This is a genomic window from Frigoribacterium sp. CFBP 8759, assembly GCF_014841655.1.
GTDB lineage: Bacteria > Actinomycetota > Actinomycetes > Actinomycetales > Microbacteriaceae > Frigoribacterium.
In genome coordinates, this window is sequence record NZ_JACYUH010000002.1 from 900,028 (window position 1) to 924,677 (window position 24,650).

Sequence of the window (24,650 nt, forward strand, 5' to 3'; positions counted from 1 at the left end):
GTCAGGGCAGGGGACGGGGAGGCGCGAGGAGCGTTCCGCGTATGACGCTTCCGTGGAAGGTGCGCACGGCGACCGTGACCCAGGCCCCGACGAGCCCGATGTAGAACACGACCGCCAGTACCTGCAGCGCGACGAGTCCCGTGTGCAGGGCCAGACCGTTCAGGCCTGTCACGCAGGTGCCGACGGGGAAGGTGAACGACCACCAGGTGAGTGAGAACGGGAGCCCCTGGCGGATGGTGCGGCGGGTGATGGCCGATGCCAGTGCCGCCCACATCAGGGCGAATCCCAGAGTGGGCACACCGTAGACGAGCCCGAAGACGAACAGGGCGTGCGAGGTTCCCTGGTCGACGGCGAGGTGGGCGTTGCCACCGAGCAGGTTGGCCGCGGTGATCGACTGCCCCAGGGGGCCGAGGACGATCCAGAGGGTCGGGACCATGCCGGCCGGGCCGATCTTGTGCTGGGCCAGGCGTGACCAGATCAGCGTGATGATCACGATCGACGCCAGCAACGACAACCCGAACATCGCGTAGCACCCCCAGAGCATGTTCTGCCTGGCCTGCCCCGCGGGCAGGAAGGGCAGCAGCAGCGCACCGGTCGAGGCAGACACCATCGGGGGAACCACGGGCATGAGCCAGCCGCCGAACGCACTGTCGGGGGCCGTGTCGTGCCGGGTGAACGTCAGGTACGGGACCGCGATCGCGCTGACGAGGCCGAGCACCGTACCGATGGTCCACAACACCCAGTCGATGCCGACCGCCAGGGGCGTACCGAGGACGTCTCTGCCCAAGAGCAGGGTGCCCGCGCCGACGGTCAGCAGCGCCATGGGCGGTGCCCCGTAGAAGTGCGCCATCACCGGATTGAGTCGATGCCCCCGCGCGGTGGCTCGGTAACGCACCCAGTGCATGACGGTCGCCGTGCTGAGAGCGACCAACAACACGCTGGCCAGTGCCCAGACGATGGTCGCGGCAGGGCGCAGCCCCGGGAACTGCAACGGCAGGGTCGCCGCGGCGTTGGCGACGATGCCGGTCCCCATGATCGACGCGAACCAGTTCGGGGTCAGGTTCGACACGATCTGCCCGCGGTGCTCGAGCTGGCGGAACAGACCGTGCGTGCGGGGAGGGGCGACAGTCGGTGTGATCGCGGCAGGCATGCCTCGATCTTCGTACGTGCGTCCGGCTGCCGATACGGGCGGATGCTTGTGGTGTCACAATCGATCCTTGTGACCGGACTCCCTGTTGATCTCGAGACGCTCCGACTGCTGGAGGCGATCTCGAGATCGGGCAGTCTGGGCCGGGCCGCGACATCGGTGGGCATCAGCCAGCAGGCGGCGTCGTCTCGCATCACGGGCGCCGAGCGGCGGCTGGGTCGTACGTTGCTCGTCCGCTCTCGGGCGGGCTCGGCGCTGACCGAGCACGGACTCCTGGTGTGCGAGTGGGGCCGACCCCTGCTCGAGGCGGCGACCACCTTCGAACGATCGCTGCACACCCTGATGACCGGCGCCTCCGACGCTCTCCTCGTCGCGGCGAGTCAGACGGTGTCAGAGGCGCTGATGCCACGCTGGATGACAGCGGCAGCGGATCGTGTCCGGGTACGCCTGGAATCGGGCAACAGCGACTGGGTCGTCGACGAGGTCCGTTCGGGGCGCGCGCACCTCGGGTTCACGGAGACCCCTGATGAGGCCGACGGGCTCGCCACGACCGTCCTGGGTGTCGACGAACTGCTCGTCGTCGTCTCGCCGAGGCACGCATGGGCATCGAAGTCCGAACCCGTGACGGCAGCGGATCTCGCATCCACACCGCTCGTGTCTCGGGAGTCGGGCTCGGGCACCCGCCGGACCCTCGAGCTCGCCCTGGGGATCGACCCTGCCCTGATGGCAGAACCCGCTGCGCAGTTGTCGTCGACGGGCGCCATCCGGGCGGCCATCGCCGGCGGTGTGGGTCCGGGAGTCATCAGCTCGTTGCTGGTCGAGGACGACCTCCGTGCCGGGCGCCTCGTCACCGTCCCGGCAGCCGTCGACCTGAGGCGCCCGTTCCGCGCCGTGTGGTCGGCCGGTCTGAGCGCCGGGGCGCAGGATCTCCTGGCCGTGATCGCCGCGTCGCAGCACAGCCCCGACTCCTCGCCGAGATGATCAGAGAAGCGAAGCGTGCCGTAGGGCCGTGACGGCCCGCAGGTGCTTCTCGCCGGCGCGGGTGGCGTTCGCCGGCGACAGATGGGGTGCCGCGAGCACGGGCACGACCCTCGCACGCGGTTCCAGGGTGAAGTACCTCATCACGCCCGTCAGGGCCGGAGTGCCGAAGGTCACGATCGCCCGCAGCTGCGGCAGAGAAACGAGCAGCTGAGCCAGGGCAGGGCGTGCCTCGTCGAGATCGGTGACGGTCGGCGCCCGACCAAGGGCCCACGGGACGATGTTCCATCGCAGGTAGACGTTCCTGCCCAGACCCGACTCGATCCGTGCTCGCCTGAACGCAGACGCCGTCGGCCCCGGGTTGTCCTCACTGCTGATCGCGTCCTCGCCCTGCTTGATCGTGGCAGGACCGGGTGATTCCATCAGCACGAGAACTGTCGCCGCTGCTCCTCCACCTGATGGGTCGAAGCCCGGCACGAAGCGCGCACGTCCTGGTCCGGAGCTCCGCCATTCCGATACGAGCTGATCGAGGCCCCTGGGCTGCTGCATCCCTAGACGCTACGACGTTAGGGACCGTTTCCGCCCACGCTCACCGACGACACGGAACGACCACGACGGCGTCCTCTCCGAGTGCGCTCGCCCCACAGCAAGTGATCCAGTGGGGGATCCCCTATCGGGCGGCGGGCACTAAGGCCGGGCGCCTCGAATAAGTTTCACAAGTCCCGCCACGATGGCACCGGCACCGCAGATCCACAGAAGTCCGACGATGACCCAGGCCGGGAGGCCGGCACGACCGATTGACTCACCCAGGTCTGGGCTCGTGAGAGCCATGAGGGTCCCAACGCCGATGAAGAAAACACCGAAACAGATAGCGGCTACGGCCTGTTCATAAGGCGTCGTCTGGGGAGCCCTCGACATTCAGTTTCCCTCGTTCACGAATCGGACTGTACTAGCACCCACCTTCCGGGATGAGGAGGCACATCGCACCGGCCAAGGATCGGCTATCGGGCGGCGAGCTGGGTCATTCGACAACGACGCGACTGAAGCCACTCTGGACCGTCAGGATTTTTCTCCCCGGCGGCGCTTGAGGAAAGCCCACAAGGCTTGACCGCCGTAAAGAATGATCAGGACCAAGCCCATCAAGATGCCGACGAAACCGTTTAGGTCCGTCGTCGCGCCAAGGATGGAGCCTCCGACAATCAGGAGTACGCCGGCCCCAACTCCGATGAGACCCATGCGCAGCTGCGTGCGGGTCAAGCTCGGTTCACGGCGGGGACTCATCTCTGAAGTATGCCGGTGCTCGATATGGTGCCCAACACTTGCGATTAAAGCTCGCCCGGTCTGCGATCCCCTAACGGGACGCCAAAGTCGCAGGTGACCCAGTGGTAAATAGCCCGTTAGGCTCCGAGCATCTGTCAACCCGAACGACGGAGTTCTCCTTGACCAACCCTTCCCTAGATAGCGCTGCCCGATGGGCAGCCGCCGAAGACCTAGCCCGCGGCGAGACCGACGAGGGCCTCCCCAGACGTCGCAATCGTGTCATCGCCCAAGTCGCAGTGCTCATCACGGCCTCCTGGCTTGTCGGCGTTGTCCTCACCTTGGTCTTCCTTCCCGGCGGGGGAAACGCCCCCGCCGACGAGGGCCCCCGTACGGCCCGGTTCATCGCACAGCTCGTTTTTCTCGTGCTCGGTCTCATGATCGGAATAGGCGGCTTCATTTGGGCCAAGCGTTCCGGTCACTACGTGACCCGATGGCGCGCTGTCGCGAGTCCCCTCGACCGGGCCGAGAGGAAGTCAGTGCGCCGGCAGATCACGGGAAAAGACGCCCCAAACCGCGACCGTCTACTCGTGTTGGTCGCGGCTGCGAACCAAAGCCGGCGCGCAGTTCTCGGTGTTGCACCTATCTATGCGGCGCTGCTGCTGTTCGCAGTCTCCACCGCGATCGGAGCGAACGTGCTGTTCCTGACAATCCTCGAACTCGGCGTCAGCGTGCTCTTCGTTGTGGTGGCGATCCAGCTGGTCATCCTCTATCGACGCATGGGCATCTTCATCGACCGCTTCCAAGGATCTGCGGCGTGAGCGCGCCCGAGGAATTTCCTGCACCCCTTGCGCGTGTTCCCTCCGCCGTTTTCGGTGCCATCACCGGTCTCGGCATGGGCATCGTCATCTTTGGCTGTGTCCTGTTCGGCGGCGGCTCTCTCTTGCTCGCAACCTTCGTGGGGCTCGGCCTCGGGCTGCTATTTGGGATCGGCTTCGCGATCTTTGCAGCGTGGACCAAACGCGCCCACAGCCGCAACGAAGTCTCTGTAACCCAGCGCATCAATCGAGCCGTTCTTACAGGCCGTCTACCCGCCACGGCGAACCTGAAAGAGTGGCTGCCCGCTCTCGAACGATCCCGGCAATTCTGGAAAGCCATCACTGTGGCGGGCCTGATCATGTTTCCTGCCTTGGCCGTTGTGACGATCATCCTGCTCGTCAAAGATCCGCTGGAATGGCGCTCGTGGGTCCAGCTCGCATTCTTCACCGTGTTCGGCGTTTTCTCGCCTTTGCAGGGCCGACTGCAGCTACGACGCATTCGGAACATCCGAACCGCACTCGAAACCGCACGGAGCTTCTAACGGTTTCCCCCGAGCTGCAGCCAAAGCTTGCCGACACACGATCGTCTATCGGGACACCCGCTCGAACTGATGCGTTGCAAGTGACGTACGTCGGGCACAGTAGTTTCCAGACATTCGGTGGGGGCTAGATGTCTCTGCAAAAGGTGTGTTTGGAAAAGCAATCGCAAAGTCGGATCGCGCTTATACGTCACGGCCGCCATCCGACTACTGGGTGTGGGATGTGAGAGGACAAAGTTGTGGATGAAGCCGGAAGCAATTCTGACGATGGGGTTCGAGCAGAGATTGCAGTCGCCTACCGGGACCATCGAGACGCCTTACGGCGTGTGGCCTTTGCCAGCCTCTTCGACGCGGGGCTCCAAGCTGACGCTGACGACCTTGTCAACACTGCCGTCGCGGAGGTGCTCGAAAAGCTGCCTGTGGGAGTCCAGAACTGGGAGGCCTACTTGGTCCGAATTGTAAAGCGGCGAGCCATCGACCTCATTCGCTCCGCGCGAGTGCGACATGGAAGCGCAGCCTTCGTCGACCAGGAGATGACACCCGACGACCGGGACCTGCTTGGTGATGTCGATGACCAAATCGATGTCATTGACAGCATGGCTCGAGCAACGGATGCGCTGAATGAGTTGGACACCACGCTACGGACCGTCGCGTACGAATGCCTCTGGAACCAAAAGCCGCAGAAAGTCGTCGCCGATCAACTGGGCCTCACACAAGCGCGAGTAAGCCAGCTGCTGGCAGATGCGCGCACAATTATTCAAGACTCACTGGGAGACGCAAAATGACGTTTGACAAGGGCGGTCCGGGACATCAGGGGGTGTCGGTTGATGCCTTTCTCGCTGCTGCGGCACTCGAACCGCTGCCTCTAGAGGACGATCCGACCGCTCGTCTGCTCGGCCTTGTCCCCGATGCCGACATAGTCCTCAACCGCACTGCGATCAAGTCCGCTCGTGCGCGCTCAGGGCTGTCGGTGTCCGATGTTGCCCAACGGCTGACCGAGCTCGGGTGGGATACAAGGACGTCTGAGGTTCTCCAATGGGAATTGCGCGGCAGCGCCGATATTGTCCCCGCGCGAGTCACGGCACTAGCCGTGGTCCTGAATCAACCGGTCGAGGCGATAACCATGCCCGTTCCAGAAGACGCCCGCATGTCTGCGGTCCAGTCGACGGAGCAGTTTGCGGGCCTCGTGCGCCGATGGGCGCAACTTTTCGATACGACCTTGCGCGCCGCCGAAGTGGCACTGACGTCCCGCATGGCCACAGCTGTGCACCGCGGCGAAATTCCTGATCCGGCTCGCACCCTTAAAACGATGGAGGCACTCGTAGACGAACTGGAAAAACGGCAGCCCCAATGAAGCTCGATGGTTGGGCCGACGGTGCGGTGCGGCGACTGAGCACAGAAACCCGAGAGCACTTCGCCCTCGATCCTCTAGCCTCACTTCGCGAAGACCTTGGATTGACGGTTACAGAAGCCCCACACCTGCAATCCGGTCGTTTCGACGGCGGTGCCTGCGACGGGGTGTCCTACCTCGACGACGGAGTAGTTTTTTACGCACCATCCCAGTGGAGCAAGAGACAGAACTTCACTCTCGCGCACGAGTTAGGCCATTGGCTGGTCGAGCGCGATGACGCGCTCATGGACTGGCTCGGCAACCAGGACCGAGCAGAGATAGTTCTTGAAAGTATCTGCGACGCAATCGCGCAAAGACTTCTTCTACCCCCGGACCTGGTGAACAGTGTCGTCGGTCGCCCTGTCCGTGCGCAGGACATTCTCGACCTGTCCGAAGGATCGGCTGCGAGCGTGCCAGCTTCAGCAATAGCCGTGACTGCCCGATTGCCTCACATGGGCGCAACTATCATCATTGACACCGCCACTCGGGAGGTGACGGCCGCAACCGTGCACCCCGATCCAGACCTGAGGTGGCCAGTGGTGCATCCATGGCGCGGCGACGTCGTCCCCGCCGGACACTCACTACTGAACGTCAGACCGGGCGACACCTTCACCCGGAAGTCGTTTTGGCGCTCCCAATGGGGACGTCGTGAAGACTTCTACATCGACGCCGTCGCAACCGCCGGCCGGGTCGTTGCCCTGATGTCTGCTGTCGACATATGGGGCATAGACAGCCTGTATACCCCGGACGACCGCGCATGGGACCGCCGTCCCGTCGCCGAGATCTTCTGCTGCGGGCAGCTGCGCACCATCCGTGGGTTCCCCTGCCCGACGTGCGGTCGGCAGTTCTGCCCAGTCTGCGGCGGCTGCGGGTGCACCGGTCTTCCTGGCACCGAGCGCGAGTGCTCGCAATGCCACACTCTGGTCGGGGCTCACCTGCTTCAGAATGGCCTCTGCGAATGGTGTGCGTGAGCCCGCTTATATAGGCGCGTCTTACCTCGACTACTGAGTAAGGGCCCACAACCGGTGGGACCCGCGTTCAGAAAAGAGAGAACAGCATGGCGAAGAACACGGGACGCGGTCACCGCGTCGGCGCCGTCAAGGGCCGCAGCGAGTTCAAATCCGGAACTACCTGGTTCAAGCGGGACACTGCGACGGGTCGCATCCTCAACGGAAGCGACAAACAGCACAAAGGCGTCCGCAACGAGAAGTAACAGATCGCGCTAGCCCTGTCCCTAGACACAGGGATGGCCGGAACGCGAGCCACACCACCGCACCGTCACAGTTCGATCAAGAGGAGTCATCAAATGCCTTCCATTCCCACACTCACATGCCCGTACTGCCGCCACACCTTCGTTGGAGTCCGCGCGGTCCAGCACGGCCTCATCCGCTGTGGTCACTGCGGGAGAACCATCCGCATCTAGCGGACTCGTCTCAAATGGCGCAAAGGGACGCCCTGGCAGAACCCGCTAGGGCGTCCCGCGGCGCCGGGGCTCCTAGGGGTAGACCCAAGGCAGTACAGGGACCGTCTGCCTCGTAAAGCTACCGATATGAGACGCCTCGTCGGCCGGCCACTCCCCCGCAGCACCTCGAGATCGGCGCGTCTGGCGCCTTGTCTCTCAAGCGACAGCACGGCAGGCATTTTCGAAGGTGGTTGCAGGTGGACCCCGCCTACCCGCAGGCCGATCCCTTAGCGGGCCTTTCCGAGGGAGTTCGTCCGAGCTGATGACGCCCCGTGGCTGGGTCGAATCGACGAGGGATAACCGAGTCCCAATGAGTCTCTGTGCTCCGAGAGTCGGCAGAATAGTTATATGGCCTCGACGTCGACTCTCTGTCCGTACTGCGAGAAGCACACTCATACGACCATTCAGTGGGGGTTGGTCTATGACTCCGCAACGAAAATTCGTATCGCGACCACGTGCGACAACTGCGATCGCCTCATTGTGGGTGAGGCCTGGGGTACTGACCTGACCGGGTACGGAGGGCCCGCGAAGACAGTCGATCTGGGCCATGTGCGTGCCGCTGCGGCGCGGGCCGAGCCTTTCGACTGGTTGCCGCTGAGCGCTGAGGCTCCTGACGTCCCTGACGTGCCCGAATCGATTGCACGAGCAGCCAAAGAGGCGTATTCAAGCGCCACTGTTGGCAACTACATGGCGTCCACACTCATGGCCCGGACGGTGATCGAAGCAACAGCTAAGGCCAGGGGCATCACGAACGGAACTTTGGCAAGCAAGATCAATGCGATGCGCGATGCACAGCTGATCCGGCCGGCAATCGCAGAGCAGGCACACGAAGTGCGATTCGCGGGCAACGACATGGCGCACGGCGACATCGACGTAACACCGGACGCCATCGACTCGGAGGAGATACTAGCGCTCATGGGGTCGGTGCTGACAGAGGTATTCCAGGATCCAGCCCGCCTCGAACGCATCCGAGCAAAACGCGTAGGTGGTTAGCGTCCCAAGCTGACGGGGCAACTAGATGTGAGCGGGCTACGCCTGCTCACCTCTTTGGATGGCTCGATAGACCGTTGACCGGGCGACACCGAAAAGCTCGGCGATCTCGCTCGTCGTGTGGGCGCCGGTGCGGTGCAGCTGAACGAGGTGCTTCTCCTGCGAGGGGGTCAGCTTCGGTTTGCGGCCGCGGAGCTTGCCGGCGGCCTTCGCGATCGCCATGCCCTCCCGGGTCCGGGCCCGGATGAGGTCTGCCTCAAACTCGGCCACCATGCCGAGCACGTTGAACAGGAGCCGGCCGACGGGGTCGGTGGGGTCGTAGACCGCTCCCCCGAGGTTCAGGGCGACACCCTTCTTCGTCAACTCATCCGCGATGTCCGTCGCGTCCCGCAGCGATCGGGCGAGGCGGTCGAGCTTGGTGACGACCAGGACATCGCCGGCACGACATGCGGCAAGAGCTTCTCGGAGGCCGGGTCGTGCTCGAGTCGTGCCCGACAAGCCGTGGTCAACATGGAGGTGTTGCTCGTCAACACCGAGTGCTGCAAGACCGTCACGTTGTGCTGCGAGATCTTGTCCCGAGGTCGAGACGCGGGCGTATCCGATGAACATCCGACGACTGTAGCGTTTAGACCCCCGTCACCGGGCATTTTTGCGGGACAGGCATACGCGAATCCGCAGGCCAGGCCCCACTTGACCTCGCGCGACCGAAACTGGCCTGAGAAAGTGTCCCGGTGAAGGACCGGCGACCGGGCGCCGGCGACACGCACGACGCGCCGCGCACCCGACCTGCGTAGGATTTCTCATCATGAAGCTCGCCGAAGCCCTCCTGCAACGGTCCGACGCCCAGCGCCGGGTCGACCAGCTGCGTGATCGCGTCACCGCGAACGCCCGCTACCAGGAGGGCGAAGAGCCCACCGAGGACGCCGCCGAGCTGCTGCGCCAGGCGGTCGACACCCTCGCCGTCCTCGAGTCGCTCGTCGTGCGCATCAACCTCACCAACGCTCGTACGACCCTCGCCGACGGCAGCACCATGACCGCCGCCCTGGCCCGCCGCGAGACCCTGCGCACCACCCACGCCCTGCTCGTGACCGCCTCCGACGCGGCCCGCGGTGCCTCCGGCGGCTACCGCCAGCTACGTAGCGAGCTACGTATGTTCTCGGCCCTGCCGGTCGCCGAGCTGCGGGACCGTGCCGACGCCGTCGCCAAGGACCTCCGCGAACTCGACGTCGAAATCCAGAAGACCAACTGGGAGGCCGAACTGCAGAACTGAGCTGCGCGGTGAGTCGGTAGACGTCACCGGGGCGAGCACGAACCGAGACCGGCGGTCATCCCGGTCACCCTGCAGGCGCGGAGGGCAGCGCCACGACTCACGTCGTCACCACTCAGCCCCGCACCGATCACCGGTGACCGCGCACCCTGCATCGTTCACCACCGTGTGCTGACCGAAGACGTCGAGGGCGGGATCGGGGACCTCACCGCGCCTCCTGGGGTGTCGCCCGTCGGGCGGACGCACCGAACCGCAGCACGACCTCGTCGTGCGACGCGGCCGTCGCCTCGGCGGGTGCGACGATCGGTAGGCTCGCCGGGTGACGGATCAGGCAGCCCGTGGGGCGTTCATCGTGTTCGAGGGCATCGACGGGTCGGGCAAGTCGACGCAGGCGCGTCTGCTCGCCGCCCGCCTCCAGGACGCGGCGGTGCCGGTGCACCAGACGGCCGAGCCGACGAACGGCCCCGTCGGCACGTTGATCCGCAACGGCTTCAACCGCCGGGTCGACCTGGACGACCGCGTCATCGCGTCGCTCTTCGTCGCCGACCGCCTCGACCACATCACCAACGCCCACGACGGCATGCTCGGCATCGTCGAGCGGGGCACGACCGTCCTCTGCGACCGGTACCACCTGTCGTCACAGGCCTACCAGGCGTCCGACGTGGGCAGCGACTGGATCGCCTCGTCGAACTCCATCAGCACCGACCTGATGCTGCCCGACCTGACGATCTACCTCGACGTCTCGCCCGAGGTCGCCCTCGAGCGCCTCGCCAGCGGACGCACGACCACCGACCGGTTCGAGGTCGACGAGCGACTCCGGGCAGCCCGCGAACGCTACGCCGAGGCCATCGAGCAGGCCGACGAGGTCGTCGTCACGGTCGACGCCGACCGCTCGACCGACGAACTCGCCGACGCCGTCTGGCACGAGGTGTCGACCCGGCTCGACCTCGGGTCGCTGGCGCGTCCGCAGGGCTGACACCGCGCCTCCTCGGGTGACCGAGCCGTCACGACGAGATGCTCGCCCCCGCACACGAGCGACACCACGACGGGGTCAGGAGGCGCGGGCCGCGTCGACGACGGACGGTGCGTCGGCCGCTCCCCCGGCCCCGTCGCGCGTGATCTCGACCCAGATGTCGTCGAGCGACACTTCGACGACGGTGGCGATCGCGGCGATCGTCGAGAAGGCCGGCGTCGCCACGCGACCGGTCTCGATCTTGCGCAGGGTCTCGGGCGACAGCCCGGCGTCCAGGGCGACCTGCAACATCGGCCGGGAGCCACGGGCCCGCCTCAGCAGCACCCCGAGGCGGCGACCGCGTTCGATCTCGGCGGGAGTGAGCGGCAGACGGACCATGCCCCGAGCGTAGTGCGACGGCGGCCCGAGTGGGATACCTTTACCGGGATGATCTTCGGCACGCGAACGGCAGGACACCCATGATCGAGATCTTGAACCCCTCCGAGATCGAACGGGCCCGGGCGACCGGCGCACTCGTCGGCACCATCCTGCAGACGCTGCGCGACCGGGTGACGGTGGGCACGAACCTGCTCGACGTCGACTCGTGGACCAAGACGATGATCGACGAGGCCGGGGCGGTCTCGTGCTACGTCGACTACGCGCCGTCATTCGGCCGCGGCCCCTTCGGCCACTACGTCTGCACGGCCGTGAACGACGCGGTGCTGCACGGGCTGCCGCATGACCGACGACTCGTCGACGGCGACCTGCTGACGCTCGACCTCGCCGTCGTACTCGACGGGGTGGCGGCCGACTCGGCCGTGAGCTTCGTCGTGGGCGACTCGCGTCCGGCCGAGAGCGTCCGTCTGATCGAGACGACCGAGCGGGCGCTCGAGGCCGGCATCGCGGCGGCCGGGCCCGGGGCCCGCATCGGCGACCTGTCGCACGCGATCGGCTCGGTGCTGTCGGACGCGGGGTACCCGATCAACGTCGAGTTCGGCGGCCACGGCATCGGCTCGACCATGCACCAGGACCCGCACGTGTCGAACACCGGGCGCCCGGGGCGGGGCTACCGCCTGCGGCCCGGGTTGTTGCTCGCGCTCGAACCGTGGGTGATGACCGACACCGACGAGCTCGTCACGGACGCCGACGGCTGGACGCTGCGCAGCGCGACGGGCTGCCGGACGGCCCACAGCGAGCACACGATCGCCATCACCGAGGACGGCGCCGAGGTGCTGACGCGGCGCCCCGTCCGCTAGTCCGACCGCACGGACCGGCTCAGCCCTTGACGGCCGGCTGGCCCTGCCCGGTCAGGCGCAGGAACCCGCTCAGCAGCCCGAGCCCCGCGATCGAGGTGGGCAAGCCCGTCGCGAGCAGCGGGGAGTGCACCAGGAACGCCGCCCACTTCGCCCGCGACAAGGCCACGTTCAACCGGTTCGGCATCAGCAGGAAATCCAGCCCGCGCGGGATGTCGGCGGCACTCGACGCCGCCAGCGAGACGACGGCCACGACGGCCTCCTGCCCCTGGAACAGGTCGACCGTGCCGACGGGCGTCTCGTCGAAGCCGGCCGCGTCGAGGTGTTCGCGCAGCACGGCGCCGTGGGCGTTGTACGGCGCGACGACGATGACGTCGGCCGCGGTCAGGGGCCGGGTGCCGTCGGCGTCCGACCAGTCGAGCCCGACGACCGACCGCACGATCTCGACGACCGCCCGGGCCTCCTCGACCGACGAGGTCGTGTTGCCGACGTGCGTCACCGGTTCGACGTGCAGGCCGGGTGCGACGCCCTCGAGCCGGCGGTCGGAGGCATGGGCGGTCAGTGCCCCGCCGTAGGACAGCTCGCTGACCGGGGCGCACAGCGCCGGATGCATGCGCCAGGTGGTCGCGAGGAAGTAGCCGTACTCGGCCGGCAGCACGTCGTGGCCGTCGGCCAACCAGCCGAGGGCCGACTCGTCGACCGGCTCGGGGTGGCTGCCCTGGCTGACCTGCGGCAATTGCTGCGGGTCGCCGAGCAGCAGCAACCGCGTCGCGGCGACCGAGGTCGCCACGGTCGAGGCGAGGGAGAACTGCCCGGCCTCGTCGACGACCAGCAGGTCGAGGGAGGCGCGGGCCACCTTGTCGGCGTTGGCGAACCCCCAGGCGGTGGCCCCGAACACGGCCCCCACGGCCTGCCCGCCGCCGTCGACCCCGGCACCGCCCGCGCCACCGTCGGCCTCGGCGAGGAACGCGGCCTCACCGCCGGACTTCAGGGCACGCCAGGGCTGCTCGTCGGCCTGCTCGGCGGTCGTGCCCGACTTCGGCACCTTGCCCACGCGCTCGGGATCGACCCCGGCCGTGATCGCCGCCCGCAGGACGTTCTCGACCACGGCGTGCGACTGCCCGACGACCCCGACACGCCAGCCGTGCTCACGCACCAGCCGGGCGACGACCCGCGAACCGACGTAGGTCTTGCCCGTGCCGGGAGGGCCCTGGACGGCGAGGTACGAGCGGTCGAGGTCGAGCAGGGTCTCGACGACGGCCGAGACGGTGTCGTTCCCGACCACGGGTGCGGGCCCGCCACCCGACCGCCGACGCGGCGGCTGCCGCCGCAGCAGGTCGAACGCCGGGTCGGGCAGCATCTCGGGCAGGGCGTCGAGCACGCGCCCACCCCATTCGGCGATCGCCTCGGGCTGCGGAGTGGCCCGGGGAGGCGCGGCGGGCGTCAGCGCGACCGGGAACGCGTCGTGCCGGTCGTCGTCGCCGGTGACGCGCTCGAGCAGCACGACCTCGTGCCGGTCGCCGTTCGGGCCGGCCTCGACCACCGTCGACCCGACGGCACCCCGCAGCCCGGGGCCGAGCGAGGCGACCCCGGGCGGGACGGGGGCGTCGTAGACGGCGTAGGGCGCGCCTCCTTCGCTCAAGCGACTGCCGGGTGCAAGGCGGCCGCGCAGCCGCACCTCGCGGCTGAGCTTGCGGGCCCGGGGCAGCTTCTGCCACTCGCGCTCGACCGACGCCGTCTCGACCACGAACACGTCGCGGGTGTCGGCCCAGTCGTCGACCGGGTCGCGGAGGCGGTCGAAGTGCTCTTGCCAGAACGTCTTGGCCTCGCGGCGGTGGTAGTCGATGGCCGACGCCGCGAGGGCGATGGCCGTCTGGTCGGGGGTGCGGTCGAGCGGGTCGACATCGGCCACGTGCGCCGCGAGGCCGACGGCGACCGGGTTCGGCTCGCGGGGCACGCGGGCGAGTTCGAGCGGGTCGGGCGCGGTCGGGCCGTCGGGGTCGTCGCCCCGGGTGCCGTGCCGGTCGGCCAGCTCGAGCAACCAGTCGCGCAGCCGCAGGGTCGACCGGCAGTCGTACTCGTTGTAGTCGCGGACCTCGTCGAGCATCTGGTCACCCCGCGACGCGTCGCCGGTCGTGCGTTCGGCGATGGCGTCGACGTACATCGTGATGCTGGCGGTGGCCGTCTTGACGTCGCTCTGCCGGAGGTCGTCACCCATGTACAGCGGCTCGAGCTTCTTGAGCGAGTAGCTGTGCGACCCGACGAGCAACGCCTGCCGCACGACCGGGTAGAGGTCGACGAGCACGCCGTCGCGGAGCAGGTCGTCGACCGCGTCCTCGCCGACGCCGTGGCGCGCCGCCAGCGAGAGCAGGTGGCTGCGCTCGTACGAGGCGTAGTGGTACACGTGCAGGTCGGGGAATCGCCGGCGGCGCTCGGCGAGGTAGTCGAGGAAGTCGATCAGCGCCTGCCGCTCGCCCGCGAAGTCATGAGCCCAGAAGGCCCGGAAGGTGCCGTCGGCCTCGACCAGCCCGAAGAGGTAGTCGAGGCCCCAAGCCCGCCCGTCGCCCTCGGTGTAGAGCGGGTCGCCCTCGAAGTCGAAGAAGACGTCGCCGGCGTCGGGCCGCGGGATCGTCCGCAGGGCGTCGGCGTCGACGACCTCGACCGCGGGCGCGCCGGTGTGGTCGCGCTCGGTGGCGAGCTGCACCCGGGCCTGCCCCCGCAGCCGGGCGAGGGCCGTCGCCCCGATGCCGGCGACGGGCCCGTCCGACTCGGCGAGCTCGTCGATCGTGGCGACGCCGGCCAGGTGCAGCCGCTGACGTTGCTCGCCGCGCAGGCCGGCGACGAGCACGAGGTCGCGGTGCTCGTCGACCTGGGCCTGGCAAGCCGTGCAGCGCCCGCAGGCGGTGACGCCCGGGTCACCCCAGGCGAGCGGCCCCTCGGCGGCGAGCCGCTCGGCGAGGGCGGCCCGCAGCCGGTCACGCTGGACCCGGTAGACCGGCAGCACGTCGGCGACGTCGTGCACGCTCTCGCTGCCGTCGCCGAGCACGAGGCGCACGGTGTCGGCCGACGGCAGTCCGAGCGCCCGGATCTGGTCGGTGTAGGCCGCGACCTGCAGCAGCGCGGGGATCTTCGCGTGGCGGGCGAGCTTGGTGTCGTAGACCTCGTAGGTGCCGTCGTCGGTGCGCACCACGAAGTCGCTGAAGCCGATGAACGATCCGTCGAAGAACGTCGCCTGGAAGAGCACGTCGGCCCCGGAGGCCATGGCGAGCCGCGCCTCCTCGGCGGCCGCCGCGTAGCCCGACGGGGCCGGACGGTCGAACTCGACGACGTCACGGGTCGCCCGCAGCGCCTCGAGGTACCGCAGCTCGTGCGCGTCGCCGAGCCGGGCCGTGCGGTCGAGCATGTCGTCGGACGCGTCGGCGACGGCGTCGACCCGGCCGAGCTTCGCGTCGAGCCGTCGGAGGAACGACCACTCGCACGCGGCCCAGGTCGTCAGGTCGGACGGGCTGGTGACCACCCGGTCGTCGTCGAGGTACACGCGGACTCCTTCTGTCGGGACGCGGCCTGGACGCCCGCCCCGAGCCTAGGAGGCGCCACCGACACCCCGGGACGCCTCACGCGGGCGAGCCGGGCGCGGTCCGCAGGTGCAGCCGCTCGCCCTGCCGACCGAACAGGCTGAGCACCTCGACGGCCCGGTCGTCGGCCCGGCCGAACCAGTGCGGCGTGCGCGTGTCGAACTCGGCCGCCTCGCCGGCGGGCAGCACGAGGTCGAGGTCGCCCAGCACGAGCCGGATGCGTCCACGCAACACGTACAGCCAGTCGTAGCCCTCGTGCGTGCGGAGCACGGGTTCGCTTCGAGGCGAGTCCGCAGGAATCACCATCTTGAAGGCCTGGATCGCGCCGCCGCCGCGCGAGAGCGGCACGACCGTCATGCCGTGCTGTTGCCGCGGCGTGAGGTGCACGCGGGGGTCGCCGGTCTCGGGCGCGCCGACGAGGTCGTCGAGCGGAACCCCGTGCTCGCGGGCGAGCGGCAACAGCTGTTCGAGGGTGGGCCGTCGAAGCCCGGACTCGAGCCGGGACAGGGTGCTGACCGAGATGCCGGTCCGCTCCCCCAGATCGGCGAGGGTCACGCCGCGCCGCGCGCGCAGGGCACGGAGGCGCGGGCCGACCGCGGCGAGGACGTCGTCGGTGCTCGGGGCGTCGGCACCGGGGGCGTTCGTGGGGTGGTCCATGCCGGTCATCTTGCCACTTCGGCAACACAGCTTGCCAGCCCGCTGACCCAGGTCGCAGGATCGGGTCAGGAGGTCACACCATGAACCAGAACACCCACCCGGTCGGCGCCGTCCACGACGTCGTCCACGACGTCGTCGTGATCGGCGGCGGTCCCGCCGGACTCAGCGGCGCCCTGTCGCTCGTCCGCGCCCGCCGCACCGTGCTCGTCGTCGACGACGACCGGCCCCGCAACGCTCCCGCCGAGGGCGTCCACGCGTTCCTCACCCGCGACGGCGTCGCCCCGCGCGAGCTCACCCGCCTCGGTCGCGCCGAGGTCGGGGCGTACGGAGGCGCGATCACGTCGGGCACCGTGACCGGCGTCCGCCGCGACGACGACCCCGTCGCCCCCTTCGTCGTGACCGTCACCACCCCGGGTGGTGACGCGTCCGAGGTGCGTGCCCGGCGCCTCCTCGTCACCTCCGGGCTCGTCGACGAGCTGCCCGCCGTCGACGGCCTCGCCGAGCGCTGGGGCCGCGACGCCGTGCACTGCCCGTACTGCCACGGCTGGGAGGTGCAGGACCGCGTGATCGGCGTGCTGGCCACGAGCCCGTTCGCGATGCACCAGGCCCTGCTCTTCGGGCAGTGGAGCCGCGACATCGTGCTGTTCACGAACGACTCGTTCACGCCCGACGACGAGCAGGCCGAGCAAATGCGGGCCCGTGGGGTCACGGTGGTCGACGGCCCGGTCGCGCGCCTGCGGGTCGAGGACGACGTCCTCACCGGCGTGACGCTCGACGACGGTCGCACGGTCGACGTCGGCGCCCTGGCCGTCATGGCCCGGGTGCGCTCGCGGGCGGACTTCCTCGTCGACCTCGGACTCGAGGCGACCGAGCACCCCGCCGGCGTCGGCACCCACCTGGCCACGATCGAGCCGCTCACCGGCCGATCGGCCGTGCCGGGGGTCTGGCTCGCGGGCAACGTCACCGAACCGATGGCGCAGGTCGTCGCGGCGGCCGCAGCGGGCACGATGGCCGGCGCAGCGATCAACATGGACCTGGTGACGGACGAGGTCGCGGCGGCCGTCGCCGCCCTGCGCACCGGGGAGAGGATCGACGCATGAGCGAGGCGGAGCGAGGGCAGCAGCAGCACCACCACGAGCACGAGCAGGAGCGACACGGGAACGGGCACGCCCACCCCGTCTTCGACCGCGACTACTGGGAGGACCGCTACGGGCAGCCAGGCCGCGCCTGGAGCGGACGCCCCAACGCCGCCCTCGTCGCCGAGGTCGCACAGCTGGGCGCCGGTCGCGCACTCGACGTCGGCAGCGGCGAGGGCGGCGACGCCCTCTGGCTCGCCTCGCGGGGCTGGCGGGTGACGGGCGTCGACATCTCGCAGAACGCCCTCGACAAGGCGGCCGCGCTCGCCCGCGAGCAGGAGGACGTCGACCCGGCCCACCTCACCTGGCAGCAGGCGGACCTGACGGAGTGGAGCCCGACCCGCGCCTCCTTCGACCTCGTCACGGCGCACTTCATGCACCTGCCGCCCACCGACCGCGAGCGGCTGTTCCCGGCACTGGCCGACGGCGTGGCACCGGGCGGCACCCTGCTGATCGTCGGCCACGACGTCGACGCCCTGCCGGGCGGCGCCGGGAAGCACGGCGACCCGGGCATGCTCTTCACCGTCGGCGAGGTGGTCGGCAGGCTCTCCCCCGATTCGTGGCGGGTCGACGTCGCCGAGGTGCGCCCGCGTGACATGACGGGCCCCGACGGGGAGGTCTGGCACATGGCCGACGTGGTCGTCCGCGCCACGCGCCGGGAGGGCTGAGGTCGACGCCGCCCGGGCGGCACGCGGACGCGGCCGCGGCCGCGCGCAGGACGGGCGGGTCCGTCCGGCACGGGCGTCCTGAGACGCCCGCCCGGTACGGACCCGCCCGTCCTCGGCGGGGTCGGCCCGCTACAGCGCGCTGAACTTCAGGCGCAGCTGGTGCGCGGCCGGACGCAGCACGTGCCTCGACGCGACGTCCGGCCCGCACGCCCGCGACCCGACGCCGTGCTGGGCGGCGTCGAAGTACAGGTGGGTGCGGTCACTCGCGGGCAGCTCGTGGGGGTGTTCGGCCACGCCGATCTGCTGGGCCGTGTGGCGGCTCAGCGTGAAGCCGGGTCGTCCACCCGTGGCGCTCGGCACCGCCTCCACGCGCAGCCACGGCTGACCGGCGGGGCCGAGGTCGAGCGTGCGCAGGTCGCTGCGGTGCCCCGTCTCCTGTGGGCGGGCGTACCCGGCCGACAGGTCGTCGATGCCCGCCTCGTAGCGTCCGACGAACGCCGAGTGACGGCTGTCGGGGTAGGACTCGCGCGGACCGGTGCCGAACCACGAGGCGTGGTCGACGTCGCCCGGCAGGTCGAAGCGCACGCCGACTCGGGGCCAGACCATGTCCCACCACCCCGTCGGGACGATGTCGACCGACAGCCAGAGGTCGTCGCCGATGAGCTGCCACTGCTCGTCGGTCGTCACGGCGTTGCGCGTGTCGGCCGCGGCGTAGCGCGTCCGCACCCGGACCGAGTCCGGCGCGACGCTCACCGACTCGACGCGCGCGGTGAGCCGGTCGAGCCCGGCGAGCAGCCAGGTGTCCTGCGAGCTGGGCAGCACGCCGACCTCGTACAGGTCGACGCGGTGGCGGTTGCGCATCACGTCGCGGTCGCGGTCCTTCGGCGTCAGCCACTCGCCGCGGTCGTTGTCGGTCGGCGCGCGCCACAGCTCGAGACGGGCGCCGTCGACCGGCCGTCCGGCCAGCGAGACCAGCCGCCCGTCGTCGAAGACGGCCGGACCGAGCTCGACGCGCCCCGAGGAGGCGCGGGCCACGCGGTCGCGCACGTCACCCACGACTGCGGGGCGAGGTGTCGCGACCGGCACCGGTGCCGGCGTGAGGTCGAGCTGCTGGGTCGAGAGCACGTGACCCGCGTCCGCCCACACGGTGGCGTCGGCCAGCTCGGCGGTGACCGTGAACCACGTCTCGCCGGTGCCCGACACGGGCACCTCGGGCAGCGGGACGGCGACCGTCTCGTGGGCGGCCAGGGCGCCGCCGTCGAGGCCGACCACGTCGAGCGTGCCCGAGCGCACCTCCTCGCCGTCGTGTGACGCGACCCAGCGGAAGACGACGTCGGAGGCGTCGGCCGAGTGCCGGAGGTTCGACACGACGAGCACCGGTCGACCGTCGACGGTGGGCGTCTCGAAGCGCAGGCGGATCGGGGCAACGACCTGGGCCCACTCGTACAGGCCCGGTGACGGGGTGTCGTCGCTGAGCACCATGCCGTCCATGACGAAGTTGCCGTCGTGGACGACCTCGCCGAAGTCGCCGCCGTAGCCGAAGTACTCGACGCCGTCGGCCGTGTGCGTGCGCAGGCCGTGGTCGCGCCACTCCCAGACGAAGCCGCCGTGCAGGCGCGGGTACGCGTCGACCAGGTCTTCGTACTCGTCGATCGCGCCGGGGCCGTTGCCCATCGCGTGGACGTACTCGCAGAGCAGGAACGGCTTGGAGCGCTGGCGCGCGGCCTCGGCCGGCGTGCAGCCCAGCAGCGGGACGGACTCGTCGCCCGACCCGATGGCGCGCGTCTCGTCGATCCACGAGTACATGCGCGAGTAGACGTCGGTGTAGGCGCCCGTGTAGTCGCCCTCGTAGTGCACGGGACGGCCCCCGTCACGGGCGTGGGTCCACGCCGCCATGGCCGCGAGGTTGTGGCCCGTGCCCGCCTCGTTGCCGAGCGACCAGAGGACGATGCTCGGGTGGTTCTTGTCGCGCTCGACGGTGCGCACCATGCGGTCGACGTAGGCGTCGTTCCAGTCCGGGTCGTCGCTGGGGTTGCCGATCCACTCCTGGCGTTCGAAGGCGTGGGTCTCGAGGTCGCACTCGAGGACGACCCAGAAGCCCAGCTCGTCGGCGAGGTCGAGGAGGCGCGGGTGCGGCGGGTAGTGCGACGTGCGGATCGCGTTCACGTTGAACCGCTTCATCTGGGCGAGGTCGCGGCGCGACCACTCCTCGTCGAAGACGCGGCCACGGTCGGGGTGGGTCTCGTGGCGGTTGACGCCGTGGAACACGACGCGGCGGCCGTTGACCTCGAACTGGTCGCCCACGATGCGGACGGTGCGGAAGCCGAGGCGCAGCGAGACGGTCTCGGCGCCGCCCGCGCTCGAGACGGTCGCGTCGTAGAGGCGCGGGGTCTCGGCGGACCACGGCTCGACCGCGTCGAGCGCGACGGGAGCGACGTCGGCCGGGGTGGCCCAGGTCACCTCGACGCCGAGCTGGGGCACCGAGAGGGTGACCGGGTAGGCGGCCTCGCCGGCGGTGATCTCGGGGACGATCGCCGCGCCTCCTTCGCCCTGACCGGCCGCGCCGTGGAACGGCGTCTGCAGCCAGACGTCGTCGAGGCCGCCGACCGGACGGGCCTGCAGCGTGACGCTGCGGAAGATGCCGGGCAGCCACCACTGGTCCTGATCTTCGACGTAGCTCGACGCCGACCACTGGTGCACGCGCACCGCGATCACGTTCTCGCCCGGGTGCAGGGCGTCGGTGACGTCGAACTCCTGGGCGAGGCGGCTGCCGACGCCCATGCCGATCTCGACGCCGTTCAGCCACACCACGTAGCGCGACTCGACGCCGTCGAACCGCAGCAGCACGCGCTCGGCGCCGTCGAAGGACGACGGCAGCTCGAACGTCCGGCGGTGGTCGCCGGTCGGGTTCGCGTCGGGCACGAAGGGCGGCTCGGTCGGGAACGGGAACTGCACGTTGGTGTAGATCGGGGCGCCGCGCGAACCGTCGCCGCCGAGCACCCAGTGCGACGGCACCTCGATCTCGCCCCAGGACGACTCGTCGAGGTCGACCGCGCCGACGCCGTCGACGGGCTCGCCCTCGGGCAGCACGCCGCGGCCGCCCAGCGTGCCGGGGGCGCCGGGCAGCAGACGGAACGACCAGGTGCCGTCGAGGGACAGCGTCGGGGCGTCGGTGTGCAGCCACGACCGCGCCGGGGTGCGGGCACCCTGACCCGGGCCGGTGTCGGTGAGGTAGTCGGCGGAGACGATGGACGGTGTGGTGCTGGGGGTCACTTGACGCTTCCTTCGGTGAGGCCGCCGCGCCAGAAGCGCTGGAGGACGACCATGGCGATGACCAGCGGGATGATCGACAGCAGCACGCCGCCGGTCGTCAGCTGGTAGAACTCGGGCAGGCGGTCGGTCTGGCTGAGCCAGTTGTTGAGGCCGAGCGTGACGGGGAACTTGTCCACGTCGCTCAGCATGACCAGGGGCAGGAAGTAGTTGTTCCAGATGCCCACGAGCTGGAACAGGAACACCGTGACGAGCGCCGGGGTGAGGATGCGCAGTCCCAGGGTGTGGAAGATGCGCAGCTCGCTGGCGCCGTCGAGGCGGGCGGCCTCCATGAGCGACGTGTCGACCGTGGCCTGCGCGTAGATGCGGCAGAGGAACAGGCCGAACGGCGACACGAGCGACGGCAGCAGCACGCTCCAGTAGGTGTTGGCGATGCCCATCTGGCTGAACAGCAGGAAGAGGGGCAGGGCCGTGGCGGTGCCGGGCACGAGCACGCCGCCGAGGATCGTGCCGAAGACGACGTTGCGTCCGCGGAACTCGTACTTCGCGAGCGCGTAGCCGCCGGCCGCGGCGAAGTACGTCGCGATCAGGGCTCCCACGCCGGCGTAGAGCACCGAGTTGAGCACCCACCGCACGAAGATGCCGTCGCCGTAGGTCAGCACCTGGCCGAGGTTGTCCCAGAGCGAGAAGGTCGGGGCGAACCAGAAGCCGAACGTGCCGAACAGGTCGGGCGTGGTCTTGGTCGCCGCGACGACGACCCAGTAGACCGGCACCAGGAAGTACAGCGCCACCACGACCAGGACGGCCGTGACGATGATGGTGGACGCCTTCGAGCGTCCGGCCGTGCGGTCGGGGCCGGCGCTCCGGGCGCGGCGGCGGGCGGGCTTCTCGGCACCGCGGCCGCGACCCTGGGCCGTCACGATGGACTCGGTCTCGGTGGCGTGCTCGGCGCCCTTCGTCGAGAGGCTCATTTCTGCTTCCTGTTCGTGATGCTGAGGAACGTGATCGACAGCGCGAACGCGACGAGGGCGATCAGCACGGACTGGGCGGCCGCGACGTTGTAGTCGTTGTAGGCGAAGGCCGTGGTGTACGCGCTGAGGTTGGGCGTGTACTGGCTGTCGATCGCCGGCGAGACGCGTTGCAGCACCTGGGCCTCGGCGAACAGCTGCAGGGTGCCGATGATGGAGAAGACGGCGGTGAGCAGCAGGGCCGGACGGATCAGCGGCAGCTGGATGCTGAACGCGACGCGCAACGACGACGCACCGTCGACCTTGGCGGCCTCGTACAGCTCGACCGGGATCGACTTGAGCTGGGCGATGATGATCAGCATGTTGTAGCCGGTGTAGCTCCAGGTCACGATGTTCGCGATCGACCACAGCACGGTGTTCGCGCCGAGGAAGTCGGGGGTGACGCCGAAGACCTCGCCGATGTCGATGATCGGGCTGAGACCGGGCACGTACAGGAACGACCAGAGGATGGTCGCGATGACGCCGGGCACGCCGTACGGCAGGAAGTACGCGGCGCGGAACACGCCCGGCCACTTCGCCGATGCCGACTCGAGCAGCAGCGCGAGCACCGTGCAGAGGATCAACATGACCGGCACCTGGACGATGCCGAACAGGAACATGCGGCCGATCGAGGCGACGAAGTTGGGGTCGCCGATGACCTGGGCGTAGTTGTCGAAGCCGGCGAAGCCGCTGGTCACGCCGCCCTCGCCGAACAGGCCGCTGCGGGTGACCTTCGTGAAGCTCGAGAAGAGGGCGATGACGATCGGGATCACGAAGGTCAGGGCGAAGAGCGCCAGGAACGGCGCGAGCAGCACCCAGGGCGCCCGCTTGACGGCGCCCTTCGAGCTGCTGCGGCGGGGACCCGAGGAGGCGCGGGTCGAGTCGGTCGCCGCGTCGGGCCTGGTGTCGGTCGCGGCGCTCATGCGTTCGCCTTCCGGATGGTGAGGCCCTTGTTCTGGAAGACCGCCATGATGTCCTTCTCGGCCTGGGCCACGGCGTCGACGAGCGTGCCGCCCGACGCCTTGCCCCGGAACCCGTCGCTCAGGATGTTGAAGGACTGCTGGGTGATGGGCCACCAGCTCCAGTCCTGGTTCTGCGAGGACTCCTTCGTGGCGGGCACGAAGACCTCCTGGTTGTAGTTCTGACCGCTGAAGAACGGGCTGGGCTGCTCGCGCAGCGAGCCGACGACGTCACGGGCCGGCGACCAACCGATGCCGCAGAACTCGATGAGGGCGTTGATGCCCTCGGGGGTCGTGGTCATCCAGACGGCGAAGTCCAGCGCCTCCTGGGGGTGCTGGCTGTTCGCGAGGATCGCGGCGGTCGAGCCGCCGAGGAAGCTCGACGCGTAGCCGGTCTGCCAGGTGGGCAGCGGGGCGCACTTCCACTTGCCCTCGGCGCCGCTGACGCCCTCGATCAGGGCGTCACCCCACGAGCCGGTCGCGACGGAGGCGATCGTGCCCGCGCTGGCGGCCGAGAACCAGGCCGGCGTGTAGGCGCCGTAGGCGGTCGTGACGATGCCGTCGTCGATCGCCTTGTCGAAGAACCGGGCGACGGTCAGGGTCGCCTCGTCGGTCATGTCGATGACCCAGCCGTCGTCCTCGGCGCGCAGCCACGAGGCACCGGCCTGGGTGGCGTAGGCGGCGAACAGCGAGGCGTCGGCGAGGGGGAAGGAGTCCATCAGCACGCCGGCCGCCTTGAGCTCGGTGCCGACCGCGGCCCATTCGTCCCACGTGGCGGGGACGCCGGCGCCGACGGTGTCGAAGACGGCGGGCTGGTAGAACATGCCCATCGGGCCGCTGTCCTGCGGGATCGCGTAGACGCCGTCGGTGTAGCTGACCTGGTTCCACAGCGTGGGGTCGTAGAGGTCGGCGTACTGGTCGGCGCCGTAGCGCTTGAGGTCGACGACGCCGTTGGCGAGGAGGAACTCGGGCAGCGAGCGCAGCTCGACCTGGGCGATGTCGGGCCCGGCCCCCGCGGCGAGCGCCGAGTACAGCTTCTGGTAGCCGCCCGCGTTGCCGCCGGGGATGAAGACGGTCTCGACCTGGACGCGCGACTGGCTCTTGTTGTACAAGGCGGTGACCTGGTCGAGGCCCTTGAGCCAGGCCCAGTACTGGAGCTTGACCGGGCCGTCGGCCGCGGGGATGGTCGGCAGGGAGTTCACGGAGGTCGTCCCGGGCGTGGCGCAGCCGGCGAGCATGGCAGTGGCGCCGGCGGTCACCCCCAGGCCGAGCAACTGCCGTCGGGAAATCGGGCTCATGTTCATCTCACTTCGTCGTGGGGCCGT

At 69.3% G+C, this 24,650-nt stretch carries 24 protein-coding genes; 13 read left to right on the forward strand and 11 right to left on the reverse strand.

Features of this window, described 5'->3' with window-relative positions:
* Position 1: 1 nt before the first annotated feature.
* Entirely contained in the window at positions 2–1,150 is a 1,149-nt protein-coding gene (locus tag IFT79_RS09545; protein WP_043594582.1) for a TDT family transporter, read from the reverse strand.
* Between IFT79_RS09545 and IFT79_RS09550 the strand changes: the two genes are divergently transcribed.
* A complete protein-coding gene (locus IFT79_RS09550) occupies positions 1,082–2,128 on the forward strand; it encodes a LysR substrate-binding domain-containing protein (RefSeq protein ID WP_192043261.1) in 1,047 nt (348 codons plus the stop codon). The genes IFT79_RS09545 and IFT79_RS09550 overlap by 69 nt on opposite strands.
* Here IFT79_RS09550 and IFT79_RS09555 read toward each other — a convergent pair whose 3' ends face one another.
* Both IFT79_RS09555 and IFT79_RS09560 read right to left on the reverse strand, forming a co-directional pair.
* Complete coding sequence (locus tag IFT79_RS09555; protein WP_043594580.1) at positions 2,129–2,674, reverse strand: uracil-DNA glycosylase; 546 nt, start codon at positions 2,672–2,674, stop codon at positions 2,129–2,131.
* A gap of 510 nt (positions 2,675–3,184) precedes the next feature.
* Positions 3,185–3,406: a hypothetical protein gene (locus IFT79_RS09560; RefSeq protein WP_192123773.1), complete on the reverse strand. Its 222-nt coding sequence runs from the start codon at positions 3,404–3,406 to the stop codon at positions 3,185–3,187.
* Between the two features lie 158 nt (positions 3,407–3,564).
* Here IFT79_RS09560 and IFT79_RS09565 point away from each other — a divergent pair, with 158 nt between their 5' ends.
* From IFT79_RS09565 to IFT79_RS09595, 7 genes are all read left to right on the forward strand, one after another.
* Positions 3,565–4,203: a hypothetical protein gene (locus IFT79_RS09565; RefSeq protein ID WP_148053727.1), complete on the forward strand. Its 639-nt coding sequence runs from the start codon at positions 3,565–3,567 to the stop codon at positions 4,201–4,203.
* Positions 4,200–4,742 carry a hypothetical protein gene (locus IFT79_RS09570; RefSeq protein ID WP_192123775.1) on the forward strand — a complete coding sequence of 181 codons (543 nt, stop codon included), beginning with the start codon at positions 4,200–4,202 and terminating at the stop codon, positions 4,740–4,742. The genes IFT79_RS09565 and IFT79_RS09570 overlap by 4 nt, the downstream gene beginning before the upstream one ends.
* 236 nt (positions 4,743–4,978) lie before the next feature.
* Positions 4,979–5,524, forward strand: a complete 546-nt coding sequence (locus tag IFT79_RS09575; protein ID WP_192123777.1) for a sigma-70 family RNA polymerase sigma factor — start codon at positions 4,979–4,981, stop codon at positions 5,522–5,524.
* Positions 5,521–6,093 (forward strand): hypothetical protein, encoded by a 573-nt coding sequence (locus IFT79_RS09580; RefSeq protein WP_192123779.1) that lies wholly within the window; start codon positions 5,521–5,523, stop codon positions 6,091–6,093. Before IFT79_RS09575 ends, IFT79_RS09580 begins: the two co-directional genes overlap by 4 nt.
* A complete protein-coding gene (locus IFT79_RS09585) occupies positions 6,090–7,100 on the forward strand; it encodes an ImmA/IrrE family metallo-endopeptidase (RefSeq protein ID WP_192123782.1) in 1,011 nt (336 codons plus the stop codon). The genes IFT79_RS09580 and IFT79_RS09585 overlap by 4 nt, the downstream gene beginning before the upstream one ends.
* Before the next feature lie 86 nt (positions 7,101–7,186).
* Positions 7,187–7,342, forward strand: a complete 156-nt coding sequence (locus tag IFT79_RS09590; RefSeq protein ID WP_192123784.1) for a hypothetical protein — start codon at positions 7,187–7,189, stop codon at positions 7,340–7,342.
* 597 nt (positions 7,343–7,939) lie between these two features.
* Positions 7,940–8,584: a DUF4145 domain-containing protein gene (locus IFT79_RS09595; protein ID WP_192123786.1), complete on the forward strand. Its 645-nt coding sequence runs from the start codon at positions 7,940–7,942 to the stop codon at positions 8,582–8,584.
* Between the two features lie 36 nt (positions 8,585–8,620).
* Here IFT79_RS09595 and IFT79_RS09600 read toward each other — a convergent pair whose 3' ends face one another.
* Positions 8,621–9,190 (reverse strand): recombinase family protein, encoded by a 570-nt coding sequence (locus IFT79_RS09600; RefSeq protein WP_192123788.1) that lies wholly within the window; start codon positions 9,188–9,190, stop codon positions 8,621–8,623.
* Between the two features lie 196 nt (positions 9,191–9,386).
* On the opposite strand from IFT79_RS09600, the gene IFT79_RS09605 reads away from it, so the two are divergent.
* On the forward strand, positions 9,387–9,851 hold the full coding sequence (locus IFT79_RS09605) for a DIP1984 family protein (protein ID WP_192123790.1): 465 nt from the start codon (positions 9,387–9,389) through the stop codon (positions 9,849–9,851).
* Positions 9,852–10,167: 316 nt separating this feature from the next.
* Positions 10,168–10,824 (forward strand): dTMP kinase, encoded by a 657-nt coding sequence (tmk, locus tag IFT79_RS09610; RefSeq protein ID WP_192123792.1) that lies wholly within the window; start codon positions 10,168–10,170, stop codon positions 10,822–10,824.
* 75 nt (positions 10,825–10,899) lie between these two features.
* Here the strand turns inward: tmk and IFT79_RS09615 are convergent, their stop codons facing one another.
* On the reverse strand, positions 10,900–11,199 hold the full coding sequence (locus IFT79_RS09615; RefSeq protein ID WP_192123795.1) for a helix-turn-helix transcriptional regulator: 300 nt from the start codon (positions 11,197–11,199) through the stop codon (positions 10,900–10,902).
* 80 nt (positions 11,200–11,279) lie between these two features.
* On the opposite strand from IFT79_RS09615, the gene map reads away from it, so the two are divergent.
* Positions 11,280–12,056 (forward strand): type I methionyl aminopeptidase, encoded by a 777-nt coding sequence (gene map, locus IFT79_RS09620; protein WP_043594844.1) that lies wholly within the window; start codon positions 11,280–11,282, stop codon positions 12,054–12,056.
* A 19-nt stretch (positions 12,057–12,075) separates the two neighbouring features.
* On the opposite strand, the gene IFT79_RS09625 is transcribed toward map, so the two are convergent.
* A complete protein-coding gene (locus tag IFT79_RS09625; protein WP_192123796.1) occupies positions 12,076–15,591 on the reverse strand; it encodes a TM0106 family RecB-like putative nuclease in 3,516 nt (1,171 codons plus the stop codon).
* Positions 15,592–15,667: 76 nt separating this feature from the next.
* Entirely contained in the window at positions 15,668–16,285 is a 618-nt protein-coding gene (locus tag IFT79_RS09630; RefSeq protein ID WP_192123798.1) for a helix-turn-helix domain-containing protein, read from the reverse strand.
* An 80-nt stretch (positions 16,286–16,365) separates the two neighbouring features.
* On the opposite strand from IFT79_RS09630, the gene IFT79_RS09635 reads away from it, so the two are divergent.
* Together IFT79_RS09635 and IFT79_RS09640 are read left to right on the forward strand one after the other, a co-directional pair.
* Entirely contained in the window at positions 16,366–17,385 is a 1,020-nt protein-coding gene (locus IFT79_RS09635; RefSeq protein WP_192123801.1) for an NAD(P)/FAD-dependent oxidoreductase, read from the forward strand.
* Positions 17,382–18,089, forward strand: coding sequence for a class I SAM-dependent methyltransferase (locus IFT79_RS09640; protein WP_192123803.1), 708 nt, complete (start codon positions 17,382–17,384; stop codon positions 18,087–18,089). The genes IFT79_RS09635 and IFT79_RS09640 overlap by 4 nt, the downstream gene beginning before the upstream one ends.
* Before the next feature lie 129 nt (positions 18,090–18,218).
* On the opposite strand, the gene IFT79_RS09645 is transcribed toward IFT79_RS09640, so the two are convergent.
* Genes IFT79_RS09645 through IFT79_RS09660 form a run of 4 tightly spaced genes read right to left on the reverse strand, consistent with a single transcriptional unit; the run spans position 18,219 to position 24,623 of the window.
* Positions 18,219–21,362 carry a glycoside hydrolase family 2 TIM barrel-domain containing protein gene (locus IFT79_RS09645; protein ID WP_342211808.1) on the reverse strand — a complete coding sequence of 1,048 codons (3,144 nt, stop codon included), beginning with the start codon at positions 21,360–21,362 and terminating at the stop codon, positions 18,219–18,221.
* Positions 21,359–22,330 carry a carbohydrate ABC transporter permease gene (locus tag IFT79_RS09650; RefSeq protein ID WP_082059946.1) on the reverse strand — a complete coding sequence of 324 codons (972 nt, stop codon included), beginning with the start codon at positions 22,328–22,330 and terminating at the stop codon, positions 21,359–21,361. Before IFT79_RS09650 ends, IFT79_RS09645 begins: the two co-directional genes overlap by 4 nt.
* Positions 22,327–23,289 carry a carbohydrate ABC transporter permease gene (locus tag IFT79_RS09655; protein WP_056044767.1) on the reverse strand — a complete coding sequence of 321 codons (963 nt, stop codon included), beginning with the start codon at positions 23,287–23,289 and terminating at the stop codon, positions 22,327–22,329. The genes IFT79_RS09650 and IFT79_RS09655 overlap by 4 nt, the downstream gene beginning before the upstream one ends.
* Positions 23,286–24,623, reverse strand: a complete 1,338-nt coding sequence (locus IFT79_RS09660; protein ID WP_192123805.1) for an extracellular solute-binding protein — start codon at positions 24,621–24,623, stop codon at positions 23,286–23,288. Before IFT79_RS09660 ends, IFT79_RS09655 begins: the two co-directional genes overlap by 4 nt.
* Positions 24,624–24,650 lie beyond the last annotated feature (27 nt).